This window comes from Pseudoalteromonas sp. P80D2, assembly GCF_036680945.1.
GTDB lineage: Bacteria > Pseudomonadota > Gammaproteobacteria > Enterobacterales > Alteromonadaceae > Pseudoalteromonas > Pseudoalteromonas shioyasakiensis.
The window spans coordinates 85,494-98,268 of sequence record NZ_JAZDAR010000037.1 but is presented as its reverse complement, the minus strand read 5'-3'; the positions used below and the strand labels follow the sequence as shown (position 1 = coordinate 98,268).

Here is a 12,775-nt window from a genome sequence, read left to right as displayed (position 1 = left end):
CAGCCTAAGCTGCGCCTTTTGTTAGTTAACTTCGCACTCTACATTGGGAAGTGGAATACGGAGTTCTTTTTTGGGGTAGTAAAGCAGGCATTGCTCACCTGCTTTTTGCAACACAAACTTCTCAGAAGGAATTGAATGGGCACCCATAATTGGCAGGCCATCAGGCCCTTTGTTGGTGCCGTGGTCAATCAGTAACTCTGCGCTTTTAGTAAATACATCATCGGCTAAGGTGACCAGTGCACCGCCTTTAGCAGACTGAATAGCCTGCTGTATATCAGTAATCACTCCCGGGTTTACCCGAACAAGCGTTGCATCTTGCGGTTGCTCTGCTTGAGTACTTTTACAGCCTGCTATGCTTGCCAGTAAGGTGCAGGTTAAGAACAGTGCTTTATTCATTATCACCTTCCTTAGCTGGTAGCGGACGGGTTAAATCCATATTATTTTTGTAAAGTGTAGTATTAGCTTTTAGCGCAATACCAGCTTCATCAGCAGCATAAGATGAGGTTGTCGCTTGCTTAGCTGTGACACTTTGCGTTACCACTGGGCAACTATCATTCTCAATATGATAAAGCGCTGCACTCAGAAGTGTTTCATCACTATCACCTAACTGGTGGTTAAAGTCGTCATCGAGTTCACAGCCTTTTACATCTGCATCGAATTGCGGTGAAGGAGTTGGTACTAAGCCGTCAGAGTATTCGCCAAAGCCCTTGTAATTCACACCCGTTAGCTGAATGGTGTAGTAAGTGGTTGCACAGTTATGCGTTGGGGTAAAACCATATGGTTTACCGCAGGTTTTACCACCTATTAAAATAACTTCAGTATCTATGCCTTTTAAGCCATTGATAAGTGCTTCTGATGCTGAACACGTATTATCAGTGCTGAGTACATAGACTTTCGATAAATTTAAGTCAGGGAGAGTGTTACCTGTTCCCTCGAAAGTAGAATAATCGACTTCAATATCAATAAACGGGTATGGGTCGCTCTCGGGCTGCTTGTCATTTTCAATGACTTGATAGTAAAAATAGTCACTCGTATTAGCTGGACCTGCAATCATATAGGCAAGTTGCGAAGAAAGCGCTAATAAACCACCGCCATTGTATCTAAGGTCGATCACAAGCTCGTCGATATTGTCGGTTTTGAACTTATTCACAGCACTTATCAGCTCAGGCTGAGCAATACTTATATGGCTGTTAAACTGCATGTAGCCAACTTTAGTGCCATCTCCTGTGGTAATAGTATCGACATTTTGTACAGGTGTTTGGGTTATATTACCTGCGACTAGAGTAAACGATTTTTCGGTGCCATCATTACTGCGTACAACAAAATTGTGCGAGTCGCCAGCTGTCGGCCCAAATAGCGCTTCATTTAGAATATCTACGCCTTGTTGGGTATTAGTGTCAATGCTGACGTCGTCGACCATTAAAATAGTATCACCGCGTTGTAAGCCTGCATTTGCAGCTGGTGAGCCACTCTCTAAATAGGCAACACGTAACTCTCGTGGCGGAACATTACTTATAAATGCCCAATTGATACCATAGCCAGAAACCACACCTGATTGCGACTCTTGAAAATACTCTTCTGTTGGCCTGCTGAAATGGAATTGATCTTTATAAGCACCAGAGTCTGTTTTTTCGAAGGTTTTTAATTGCTCAAAATAAGCGGCGACAGAGCTGAAGTTATCTGGGTCATTGTCTTCTATTTCATCGTACCAAAGATAGGTTTCGTCACTCCATGAACGTAGCCACATCTTCTCAGTAAACTCAGAGCCTGCTGTATCTGGGTAAGGTTGATTATCGTTATATGGATCATTGCCTGTTCGCGGTACAGCGCATTGATCTTTAAATTCGCTTGATGGCTCAAAGACACCAGCCGTCCAAGTGGGTTCAGAAGTTGTTGGTGGTGGATTCGTGGTATCGGTATTGCTCGATGAGCCACCACCGCCGCAGCCAGATAAAGACATGCCTGAAGCCGCTAAGAAGACAGCTAAAGCGAGTTTGTTATTTTTAAACATGGTGCTTCCTTTCTTATATAAATTGTTTAAAAACTAACAATTACTTAATCTGAAAGCAATAAATTATAGTGTCTAAAATGTAAACGAATGTGCTGCTAGTTATAAAGATTTGCGATTGCTAATTTCAGCTATTTCAAGCTTTTGCCACGATTCAAATAATTTACGTTGTTTATCAGATATTTTTAAACCATAGGTTTTTTGCATATAAAAATAGGTATCGGCTATTTGCTTTCTTGCATAAATGGGCGGCTCAAATACGCGTTGCTTAAAATCGATTTTTACGGGACATGCTCCGTAACTTGCACTTGATGTTGAGACCATGCCGTAGCGAAAGTTTGAACGGTCTGCATTTATCTCACCAATTGCGGGGGCAAGGTTATTAATGTCAGCTTCCATTTGACGAAACTTTTCACTGACCTTTTTACAGTTTTTGCGACCGCCATCCTGCCAGCATTGTAATTGATGACCGAACTCCCAGGCAGGCACAATGTGCTCCCACTCTATTCTTTTTGCGCGAGCATTCTCTTTTCCTGAACGGGTGACAGAGTTTCTAGGAATATAACCACACGCATCAGGGTCTGGCACAAGTTTTTTACCTTGGCGCTTGATATCGCAACCACAATATAAGCTTTTACTATTGCTTGGTAGGTTCTTAATTAAATGCTTTTTGGCACTGTAAAAGCTCGAAAATTCTTTAGCGGATATAGGAAAAGTGAAAATAAAACAAAGGGCTAAGTATAGAAATAAACGCATATCCATCACATCAGTGAACTACAGGAACAGCTATTCTAGAGCGACTATTCTAAAAAGGAAAAGTTTTTCAACTCAGCTATAGTTGTTAGGCCGTTTTTATTAAAGGAATTACAACCATGTTATTAGGTGCTTTTTCTGTAAGTCTAAATGTAAAAGATATTCGTGCTTCAAAGCAGTTTTATGAAAAGCTAGGTTTCAAAGAGTTTGCTGGGGAGATAGAACAGCATTGGCTAATAATGAAAAACGGTGAACATTTGATAGGTTTGTTTCAAGGTATGTTTGATAAAACCATGCTGACCTTTAACCCTGGGTGGGATCAAAATGCTGAAGCTTTGGATGAATTTGCAACCTTTGAGCAATTAGCTGCACAATTTCAGCAACAAGGATTAGAAATACAAAAGGCCGGTGACGCGAGTTTTATTATCACCGACCCAGATGGCAATCCTATTTTGATTGACCAACACGTGTAGCTGGCTTTTTACGTTTAATTCGAACGTTTTGTAGTAACAAGAGAACTCCTGTAATACAAAATAGTACGCTGGTGGCTGAGAAGCTGATGAGTAGTGGATTGTTAAAGTTCTCACGCTCATCATAATCCATAATGTGTAGCATCCAGAAAAAGTCGAAAATGCGCCACAGGGTGCTGCGCACAGTTATAACTTTACCGGTTTGGCTATCTAAATATAAGGTTGTTGTTAACCAATCATCGAAGCTAATTTGCCAAACATTGGCTTTGTGACCGACTTCTCTAGGCCCTTTTGTTAATAACTGCGCTTGCGTTATTTTTGCGTCAATAAGCAGGTGAGCTTGGGCATTTTCAATGATTTGCGCTTTACTCGGTGCAGGCATTTTAGCACCTGTTCTGCCATCAAAAATAAACGTACCGCTAAAGGATGTAACTTCTATAATCGGGGTATTTAAAAAATGGCTATATTTAATACCCTCGATTTGCTCGAATTGCGCTGTTATTTTATCAATTGAAGCAGGGTAGTCCGACAATAAAAATGGGCTACTTAAACTGCGATTAGCCAGATGCTTACCATGCACTTTTTCAAGTGGTAATGAGCTCATTACCAGCCCACCTAAGAGCCAAAAAAAGATCTGCAAAGCAAGTAAGTAGCCAAGCCATTTATGCCCTTTACGAGCATACTTAAACAGGCGTTTATTCATTATTACCCCGTTATTATTGTTATGTGGGCGCTATTTTAGGTTGTTTAGCTAGATTGCCAATGCGGCATAATGTCGCATTAACTGTATTCTAGATTTGGTATATATACAAAACTGAGTTAAAGTTTCAGTCGATATAAATAGAGGGTAAAAACGAGAGTATGTCGGAAATTCAATTTTTAAATGTAGATCTGGAGCTTGAGTCAAAGCACGATATAAGTGCGCTTGTTGCTGATTTGAAGAAAAACGCCATGGTTTTACATTATGACCAAGATGAATACCGCCAACTAGCACGTATTGAAGCAACCGCAGATATCAGCTCTCCAGATAAAGCAATTAACCAGCTTTGCGAGCTTATTGAGTCTTGCTCGCGCAATGCATTAAAACAGTGGTTATCGTGCTCAAAGCGTACATTTGATATAGGCTTTGAATCAGGTAATTCGCCTAAATGCTTTAACCAACCCCTGCATGCCGATACCTTGTTACGTATCTCTGCAATTGGCGCAGGGATTGAAATTACTATTTATCCTGTCGAAAAATAGCCAGAATTTATCGCTCTACAACAGCTGCGGTCATTCTTGATACGCAGCAAAGCTCTCCTGCGGCATTGGTAATTTTAATATCCCAAACAGAAGTTCGCTTACCTAAATGCAGCGGCCTCGCAGTTGCTGTTAACGTTCCTTTGCGTGACGCTTTCATGTGGTTGGCATTAATTTCTTGGCCAACAGCATAAAACTTATTGAAATCAACCACGAAATTGGCTGCATAGCTTGCCACTGTCTCTGCTAATACAATGTTTGCTCCGCCATGGACCATGCCCATAGGGTTATGATGCTCAGGAATAGCAGGCATGGTTGCCATTAAATAATCATCGCCAATTTCAGTTACCTCAATGCCCATAGTTTTCATTAAAGTGCCTTGACCGGTAATCCCTTGTTCCAGCTCTTTGCAAAGCTCTAACGTGATTGGTTGGTGCCAAATACTCATTGTGTTTCCTTAGCCTGCTAATTAAAGATAATACCTTATGGCATCTTTCGGTGTGGTTCAATGTTAGTTTTGTAGCAATATGATGGAGTTAATTTAAATTTGCGATTTTCAAATAACTGTATATACTCACAGTTAAATGTACTGTATGGAAAACCAGTTGTATGCGCCCATTAACTAAACGCCAATCGCAAATTTTAGAACTAATTAAAGTCTTTATTAAAGATACAGGCATGCCACCTACGCGTGCTGAAATAGCTCAAACATTGGGTTTTAAAAGTGCCAACGCTGCTGAAGAACACCTAAAAGCACTGGCAAAAAAAGGCATGATCAAAATGAAGCCAGGGGCGAGTCGCGGTATTCAGTTAATTGAAGAAGATGAGCCAGAGCAACTAGGCTTACCTTTAATTGGCCGTGTTGCAGCTGGTGAACCTATTTTGGCGCAAGAGCATGTTGAAAGTCACTGCCAAGTTGATCCTTCATTATTTAAACCTGCTGCCGATTTCTTACTGCGTGTAAATGGTATGAGTATGAAAGACATTGGTATTATGGATGGCGATTTGCTTGCAGTACACAGAACACAAGTTGCTGAAAACGGGCAAGTAGTTGTAGCTCGAGTCGATGAAGATGTAACAGTTAAGCGTCTAGAAAAAGCGGGTCGCAAAGTACTTTTACACGCTGAGAACGAAGAGTTTTCGCCTATTGAGGTTGACCTTGAGCATGAGTCGTTCAACATCGAGGGGTTAGCGGTAGGTGTTATTCGTAACGCTGACTGGATGTAAACGTTCCCAATTTGGTGCATTAAATTGACTCAATTTGGTGCGCCACTGAAATTTTACTACTTAATTAGGATTTGTGAATCCTTACTCTTCATTTAAAGCCTTATATAGCGCAGTTTTCCTCTCTTTTTACATTTCGTTCTTACTCCTAAACATTAAATAAAGCGCTGATTATAGTTGTTATTTCTGCACCAAAATAAACATTTATTATCATTAAAACTTGCTTATTGGTCATTTTTTAACTAATTGGTTAATACACTGTATTAACACCTAATTAATAAAAAGACACAAAAATGTGCGAGGTGTTAGTCATGGGGTCGGTATCATAAGTGGGTCAAAATGATACGTAGTCGCTCTGAACAATAAGAAAAACGAATGGGCACCTTGTTGTATCGCCTTTTCGCTTTGCGTCTTGCAATAGCATCTAAAGGAGCCGTCACATGGGTAAACTGCGTTACGCCTTGTGGCTTATATTGTTTGCACTTCCTGAGCTTGCATTGGCAAATAGCCAATACAATATGCGTAAAGGGGTGACCGATATAAGTAATAATGTTTATGAGTTACACATGACGATATTTATTATCTGCTGTGTAATCGGCATCATCGTATTTGCGGTGATGTTTTGGGCTTTAATACACCACCGTAAATCCAAAGGGGCCAAGCCTGCCCAATTTCATGAAAGTACAAAAGTTGAAATACTTTGGACTGCTATTCCATTTGTCATCTTAATCGCCATGGCTGTGCCTGCCACAAAAACCTTAATTGCCATGGAAGATGCCTCTAAAGCCGATATCACCATTAAAGTGACTGGCTCACAATGGAAGTGGCATTACGAGTACATGGGTGAAGACATTGCTTATTACTCGATTCTATCTACTCCTAAAGATCAAATAGACAACCAAGCAGAGAAAACTGAGCATTATTTGCTTGAAGTAGATAAACCGCTAGTACTTCCTATCAATAAGAAAGTGCGCTTTTTAATGACCTCAGACGATGTAATTCATTCATGGTGGGTGCCTGATTTTGCGGTTAAAAAGGACGCAAATCCTGGGTTTATCAATGAAGCGTGGACACGTATTAACGAGCCAGGTGTTTACCGTGGCCAATGTGCTGAGTTATGCGGTAAAGATCATGGCTTTATGCCTGTTGTGGTGAAAGCCTTACCTGAAGATGAGTTTGCTAATTGGCTTGCAGATGCCAAGCAAGAAAAAGCCAATGCGGCTGCAGCAGATGCTGCTTTGCTTGATCAAACATTACCTAAAGAAGAGCTTATGGTCTTAGGTGAGCAAGTGTATATGGCAAGCTGTGCTGCATGTCACCAACCTACTGGTATGGGCTTACCGGGCGTTTTTCCAGCGCTTAAAGGCAGCCCGATTGTATTAGGTGATGTAAAAGATCACATAGATATCGTGTTACACGGTAAGCCTGGCACAGCAATGCAAGCGTTTGATAAACAGCTTTCAATTAAGCAACTTGCTGCGGTTATTACTTATAAGCGAAACGCGTGGGGTAATGATACCGGCGATGTTATCCAACCGAGTCAAATTCAAGCCGCGATTGATGCAGCAGCGGAGGCGAACTAATGAGTAATGTTATTAACGAGCAAGCAACAGGGCATGCGCATCACGACCATCATCATCCAGCTAAAGGTTTTAAGCGCTGGCTATACACTACCAACCATAAAGACATTGGTAGTTTATACCTGATTTTTTCACTCACCATGTTTTTAATTGGTGGAGCGATGGCAATGGTGATCCGCGCTGAACTGTTTCAGCCTGGATTACAGTTAGTCGACCCGCACTTTTTCAACCAAATGACTACCGTACATGGTTTGATCATGGTGTTTGGTGCTGTTATGCCTGCATTTACTGGGCTTGCAAACTGGATGGTACCTATGATGATAGGCGCACCAGATATGGCCTTACCACGTATGAATAACTGGAGCTTTTGGATTTTGCCATTTGCATTTTTAATCCTATTGGCTTCGTTACTTATGCCTGGTGGTGGTCCTGCGTTTGGTTGGACTTTCTACGCACCACTATCAACAACTTACAGCAACGATAACACTGCACTTTTTGTGTTTGCCGTACATATCATGGGTATCAGCTCAATTATGGGGGCGATTAACGTTATCGTGACTATCGTCAACCTAAGAGCGCCAGGTATGACGTGGATGAAGCTGCCGCTATTTGTTTGGACATGGTTAATCACTGCATTCTTGTTAATTGCTGTTATGCCAGTTCTAGCAGGGGCGGTCACTATGGTGTTGACCGATAAATACTTTGCAACCAGCTTTTTTGATGCAGCCGGTGGGGGCGACCCTGTGATGTTCCAGCACATTTTCTGGTTCTTCGGTCACCCTGAAGTGTACATCATGATTTTGCCGGCCTTTGGCATTATATCGACTATCGTACCTACCTTCTCGCGCAAAAAGCTATTTGGCTATGCGTCTATGGTGTATGCAACTTCATCGATTGCGCTGCTAAGTTTTATCGTTTGGGCACATCATATGTTTACCACTGGGATGCCTGTGGCTGGCGAGTTGTTCTTCATGTACGCCACCATGCTGATCTCAGTGCCAACGGGCGTTAAAGTGTTTAATTGGGTGGCCACCATGTGGCGAGGTTCGATTAGCTTCGAAATTCCGATGATGTTTGCCATCGCCTTTATTGTGTTATTCACCTTAGGTGGTTTCTCTGGCTTGATGCTTGCGATTACACCAGCAGATTTTCAGTATCACGATACCTATTTTGTGGTGGCTCACTTCCATTATGTGCTTGTGACGGGGGCTGTGTTCTCAATTATGGCGGGAGCCTATTATTGGCTACCGAAATGGACTGGCAACATGTACAACGAAACGCTGGCGAAATGGCATTTTTGGTTATCGCTAATCAGTGTCAACGTGTTGTTCTTCCCTATGCACTTTGTTGGCCTTGCTGGTATGCCGCGTCGTATTCCTGATTATGCTCTGCAATTCGCTGACTTTAACGCCATTATCAGTATTGGTGGTTTTGCATTTGGCTTATCGCAACTGTTGTTTGTATTGGTGGTATTTAAATGTGCTCGAGGTGGCGAAAAGGCACCTGCCAAAGTATGGGATGGAGCTGAAGGTTTAGAGTGGGAAGTCGATTCTCCAGCGCCTTATCACACCTTTGAAACACCGCCGGAGATTAAGTAATGAACCATGCACCTTTGCTAAAAAAACTGCTGATTACATGCTTGCTCATGTTCGCATTTGCTTTTGCAATGGTGCCGCTTTACGACGTGTTTTGCGACGTTACAGGGTTGAATGGTAAGCCATCATTAGAAAAAGCGAGCGCGAGTGAATCAATAAATACACAGCGCCAAGTTGATGTCAGCTTTACCACTCACGCCCAAAGCGGCGCGCCATTTAAGGTGCAGTCTGAGCAATACAGCGTGGCGGTACAACCAGGTGCCATGCGTGAAGTTAAATTCTCAGCAAAGAACACCAGTAATGAAGACAAAGTCATGCAAGCAATTCCATCAGTATCACCGGGTAAAGCGGCAAAGTACTTACATAAAATAGCCTGTTTTTGCTTTGATCAGCAGCCAATGAAAGCCGGTGAAGAAATGGAATTTACCTTGTTGTTTTATGTTGATACTGAGTTACCCGACGACGTTGAGGAACTGACGTTGTCGTATACCGTGTTTGATATTAGCGGGCATGTTGTGGCTAAAAACGATTAAAAGCCGCCAAGCTAATTGCTAATTGGGAGCAAACAAAATGAATCAAAATTATGAAAAATACTATGTTCCAGCCGAGAGTCCTTGGCCAATAGTTGGTGCCATCGCGATGTTTTTAATTGCTGTCGGTGCTGGTTTAACTGTGATGCAAGTAAGTGGTGAGGGCAGTAGTGGCCAGTATGTCTTGTATCTAGGCATTGCCATATTAATTTATATGGTTTTTAGTTGGTTTAGAAACGTTATTGAAGAGTCTCATAAAGGGCTTTACTCAGCACAAATGGACCGCTCATTCAGACAAGGTATGAGCTGGTTCATATTCTCTGAGGTTATGTTCTTTATGGCATTTTTTGGCGCTCTTTTTTACGCACGTATGATTTCGGTGCCTTGGCTTGGTGGTGCTGGTAATAATGCCATGACCAACGAAGTGCTCTGGCCAACCTTTGAAGCCGTATGGCCGTTATTAACTACGCCAGCGGGCGAGACCACACAGGCTATGGGTTGGCAAGGTCTACCTCTGATCAACACGCTTATTCTGCTTACCTCATCGGTCACAATTCACTTTGCTCATGTTGCGATAGAAAACAATAAGCGCGGCGCCCTAAAGGTATTTTTATCTTTAACCGTGCTGTTAGGTGTGATTTTCCTTGGCTTACAAGTTTACGAGTATATGCATGCTTACCAAGATTTAGGTTTGACCTTAGATGCGGGCGTTTATGGGAATACCTTTTTCTTGTTAACTGGCTTTCACGGTATGCACGTGACACTAGGCACCATTATTTTATTTGTGGTGCTGCTCAGAATTTTTAAAGGCCACTTCACGAGTGAAAAGCATTTTGCCTTTCAAGCGGCTGCTTGGTATTGGCACTTTGTTGATGTGGTGTGGTTGTGTTTATTTGTGTTTGTGTACGTGCTGTAGCTTTGTGAAGCGGCGACGGGTTGGTGTGAATAAAGCCCAATTTCATTGCGGCAATGATGAGCACCAGCACAATACCTGAAAACAGCACTCGACGACCTAAGTAATGCGACATGGGTTTCGAGTGCTCTTTTGCTGACATCATCACAAACAGTGCTCTAAATAGGTTGAACAGAATATAAAGTAATAACAAAACAATAATGATTTTAATCATATTAGGTATTCCAAATGCAGTTAATTTTATGGCGTAAACAAAAGCTTAGCTCAATTATCGCAATTTGCGTTGTGATACTTGCAGTGCTTATTTGTTTGCGACTAAGCGTTTGGCAATACCAGCGAGGCGAGCAAAAACAGCAGCAACTAAGCCAGTTAGCCGTTTCGAAAGAGCAAGGCGTTTTGAGCTGGCAAGAACTGCAAAATTTACCTAGTGAGCTGAACAAAACGGGCTTGCAAGTCAAAGTCTCTGGCGAGGTAAATAAACAACATTACTGGCTGCTTGATAATCAAATTTATCAGGGGCAAGTGGGCTATGACTTACTAGTAGCGATGACAATTGCAGGTGAAACCGCGCCTTTAATCGTTAACTTTGGTTGGCTAAAAGCTCCAACAAACCGTAGCCAGTTGCCAACCGTTGTGTGGCCAGAATCAACAAGCTTTACGGCTACTGTGCAATTAAAACAAGGCAACTTACAAGGCTTCACACTTGCCGATGAGATTGGTGCAGAACAAGGTTGGCCTAAGCGTATTCAAGGCATCGACTTAGCAATTTTTAGTGCTCAATTAGCAAAGCCCTTACAAGACTTTATTGGTTATCGCAATGAAGCAGATGGTATTGCAACCCCGCATTACCAGAGTGTCGTGATGGGGCCAGAAAAACATTACGCCTATGCCGTGCAGTGGTTATTAATCGGCTTAGCGTGTGTTGTTATTGCTTATTTTGCGATGAGAAGGAGAGGTTATGAAAATAAACCCGCTTAGTTTATTCGTTTTATGCTGTTTTGTGCCGCTGGCACTTGCTTATGCAGCATTAAAGCTTGAGTGGTTACCGAGTGGTTCGAGTAATCATGGTGAGCTTTTAAGCGAAGAAGTTAAATTAGCTGATTGGCAACAAGGCGATCCTAAACAATGGACAATTGCGCTTAATTACCCAAAAGAGTGCAGTGAAGTTTGTGCAAACCAATTAGCCAGTCTAGATAACCTATATGTCGCTTTAGGTAAAAATCAGCAAAAAGTGGATGTGGCGGTACTGACAAATCAACAGCAGGTATCGGCAAATTGGCGTCAATTAGCAGTAAGTCCTGCGCTCAAAGCGGGAGACTTATACTTGGTTGATCACATGGGCTTAGTGGTTTTGCATTACCCCTACACGGCTGAGCCAGAACAAAACAGACTGATTCAAAAAGGCTTACTTAAAGACTTAAAGAAACTACTTAACTATGCGCGTTCAAGTTAAACCTCATTAAGGGGATAAAGATGTATAAAAATTATAAATATTTAGTCTTAATTACGGTTTTCTTCTCTATCTTAGTTGTTGGGCTTGGTGCCTATACACGGCTGAGTGATGCTGGGCTTGGTTGCCCTGACTGGCCTGGTTGCTATGGATTTTTAACTGTGCCAAAACATGAAACTGCTTTGTTACATGTTGAACAAAACTACCCTGATATGATGTTTGAAGCAGCAAAAGCATGGAAAGAAATGATCCATCGCTATTTTGCCGGTGCCCTTGGTTTACTTATTTTAGCCTTGTTTGTTTTTGCCTGGTTAAAACGCCAATATCCAAATACGCCGGTTAAACTGCCATTAGCACTATTATTATTGGTGGTATTCCAAGCCGTATTGGGCATGTGGACTGTCACTATGAACCTACAGCCTTTGGTTGTTATGGGGCATTTGCTCGGCGGTTTTAGTATCTTGTCGTTGCTGTTTTTATTGTATCTACGTTTAAAGACCGACCCTGTTGCTAGCAGTGATAGCGGCGCAAAGCCATATTATCAGTTAGCGCTGGTGGGCTTGGTGGTGCTAATACTGCAAATTGCGTTGGGTGGCTGGCTTGCAGCAAATTACGCCGCTCCGCATTGTAATGGCTTACCGCTGTGTAGCTACGGACAACCGTTTTCTTTGAAGAGTGTGTTTCAGCTACCGCTTGAGCACAGCACCTATGAATATGGCGTTTTATCGCAGCAGGCGCGTATGTCTATTCATCTGCTACACCGTATTTGGGCGCTGGTTACTTGTGTGGTGTTAGCGCTGATCATGTGGCGCATATATTCACGCTGTTACTCTCGAAAAATTAAGCACTGCACAGTCACTGTATTAATCGCTTTGTTGTGCCAAATCTGTTTAGGTCTAGCTGTTGTGCACTGGCACTTCCCATTAAGTGTAGCGCTTGCGCACAACCTAATGGCCGCATTGTTACTGCTTAGCATGGTAAGACTATGCTTCCACTTAAAAATAAGAACCTAG

16 protein-coding genes are annotated in these 12,775 nt (G+C 42.2%); 10 read left to right on the top strand and 6 right to left on the bottom strand.

The features are described from left to right. Positions 1-21: 21 nt before the first annotated feature. The 3 genes from VRK28_RS10735 to VRK28_RS10725 form a co-directional block, all read right to left on the bottom strand. Entirely contained in the window at positions 22-396 is a 375-nt protein-coding gene (locus VRK28_RS10735) for a hypothetical protein (protein ID WP_062564780.1), read from the bottom strand. Beyond that, positions 389-2,011 carry a S41 family peptidase gene (locus tag VRK28_RS10730; RefSeq protein ID WP_332393908.1) on the bottom strand — a complete coding sequence of 541 codons (1,623 nt, stop codon included), beginning with the start codon at positions 2,009-2,011 and terminating at the stop codon, positions 389-391. The genes VRK28_RS10735 and VRK28_RS10730 overlap by 8 nt, the downstream gene beginning before the upstream one ends. Before the next feature lie 99 nt (positions 2,012-2,110). Next, positions 2,111-2,764 carry an endonuclease gene (locus VRK28_RS10725; RefSeq protein WP_332393907.1) on the bottom strand — a complete coding sequence of 218 codons (654 nt, stop codon included), beginning with the start codon at positions 2,762-2,764 and terminating at the stop codon, positions 2,111-2,113. Positions 2,765-2,880: 116 nt separating this feature from the next. Here VRK28_RS10725 and VRK28_RS10720 point away from each other — a divergent pair, with 116 nt between their 5' ends. Next, positions 2,881-3,234: a VOC family protein gene (locus tag VRK28_RS10720; RefSeq protein WP_054562881.1), complete on the top strand. Its 354-nt coding sequence runs from the start codon at positions 2,881-2,883 to the stop codon at positions 3,232-3,234. Here the strand turns inward: VRK28_RS10720 and VRK28_RS10715 are convergent. Continuing rightward, a complete protein-coding gene (locus VRK28_RS10715) occupies positions 3,209-3,934 on the bottom strand; it encodes a hypothetical protein (protein ID WP_062564783.1) in 726 nt (241 codons plus the stop codon). The two genes, VRK28_RS10720 and VRK28_RS10715, sit on opposite strands and share 26 nt — an antisense overlap. Positions 3,935-4,092: 158 nt before the next feature. Here VRK28_RS10715 and VRK28_RS10710 point away from each other — a divergent pair, with 158 nt between their 5' ends. Beyond that, positions 4,093-4,473, top strand: coding sequence for a hypothetical protein (locus VRK28_RS10710; protein WP_054554459.1), 381 nt, complete (start codon positions 4,093-4,095; stop codon positions 4,471-4,473). 7 nt (positions 4,474-4,480) lie between these two features. Here VRK28_RS10710 and VRK28_RS10705 read toward each other — a convergent pair whose 3' ends face one another. Beyond that, positions 4,481-4,918 carry a PaaI family thioesterase gene (locus VRK28_RS10705; RefSeq protein ID WP_332393906.1) on the bottom strand — a complete coding sequence of 146 codons (438 nt, stop codon included), beginning with the start codon at positions 4,916-4,918 and terminating at the stop codon, positions 4,481-4,483. A 161-nt stretch (positions 4,919-5,079) separates the two neighbouring features. Between VRK28_RS10705 and lexA the strand changes: the two genes are divergently transcribed. The 5 genes from lexA (at position 5,080) to VRK28_RS10680 (ending at position 10,315) form a co-directional block, all read left to right on the top strand. After that, a complete protein-coding gene (gene lexA / locus VRK28_RS10700) occupies positions 5,080-5,697 on the top strand; it encodes a transcriptional repressor LexA (RefSeq protein WP_054554457.1) in 618 nt (205 codons plus the stop codon). Between the two features lie 437 nt (positions 5,698-6,134). Beyond that, complete coding sequence (coxB, locus tag VRK28_RS10695; protein WP_054562878.1) at positions 6,135-7,277, top strand: cytochrome c oxidase subunit II; 1,143 nt, start codon at positions 6,135-6,137, stop codon at positions 7,275-7,277. Next, positions 7,277-8,872, top strand: coding sequence for a cytochrome c oxidase subunit I (ctaD, locus tag VRK28_RS10690; protein ID WP_054554455.1), 1,596 nt, complete (start codon positions 7,277-7,279; stop codon positions 8,870-8,872). The genes coxB and ctaD overlap by 1 nt, the downstream gene beginning before the upstream one ends. Continuing rightward, positions 8,872-9,402: a cytochrome c oxidase assembly protein gene (locus VRK28_RS10685; RefSeq protein WP_054554454.1), complete on the top strand. Its 531-nt coding sequence runs from the start codon at positions 8,872-8,874 to the stop codon at positions 9,400-9,402. The genes ctaD and VRK28_RS10685 overlap by 1 nt, the downstream gene beginning before the upstream one ends. A 37-nt stretch (positions 9,403-9,439) precedes the next feature. Continuing rightward, positions 9,440-10,315, top strand: coding sequence for a cytochrome c oxidase subunit 3 (locus tag VRK28_RS10680; protein ID WP_054562877.1), 876 nt, complete (start codon positions 9,440-9,442; stop codon positions 10,313-10,315). On the opposite strand, the gene VRK28_RS10675 is transcribed toward VRK28_RS10680, so the two are convergent. After that, entirely contained in the window at positions 10,215-10,526 is a 312-nt protein-coding gene (locus VRK28_RS10675) for a DUF2909 domain-containing protein (RefSeq protein ID WP_082710866.1), read from the bottom strand. The genes VRK28_RS10680 and VRK28_RS10675 overlap by 101 nt on opposite strands. A gap of 14 nt (positions 10,527-10,540) precedes the next feature. On the opposite strand from VRK28_RS10675, the gene VRK28_RS10670 reads away from it, so the two are divergent. Genes VRK28_RS10670 through VRK28_RS10660 form a run of 3 tightly spaced genes read left to right on the top strand, consistent with a single transcriptional unit; the run spans position 10,541 to position 12,775 of the window. Next, positions 10,541-11,290, top strand: a complete 750-nt coding sequence (locus tag VRK28_RS10670) for an SURF1 family protein (protein ID WP_332393905.1) — start codon at positions 10,541-10,543, stop codon at positions 11,288-11,290. After that, positions 11,271-11,765 carry a hypothetical protein gene (locus tag VRK28_RS10665; protein WP_054562875.1) on the top strand — a complete coding sequence of 165 codons (495 nt, stop codon included), beginning with the start codon at positions 11,271-11,273 and terminating at the stop codon, positions 11,763-11,765. Before VRK28_RS10670 ends, VRK28_RS10665 begins: the two co-directional genes overlap by 20 nt. Positions 11,766-11,785: 20 nt before the next feature. Beyond that, entirely contained in the window at positions 11,786-12,775 is a 990-nt protein-coding gene (locus VRK28_RS10660; protein WP_054562874.1) for a COX15/CtaA family protein, read from the top strand.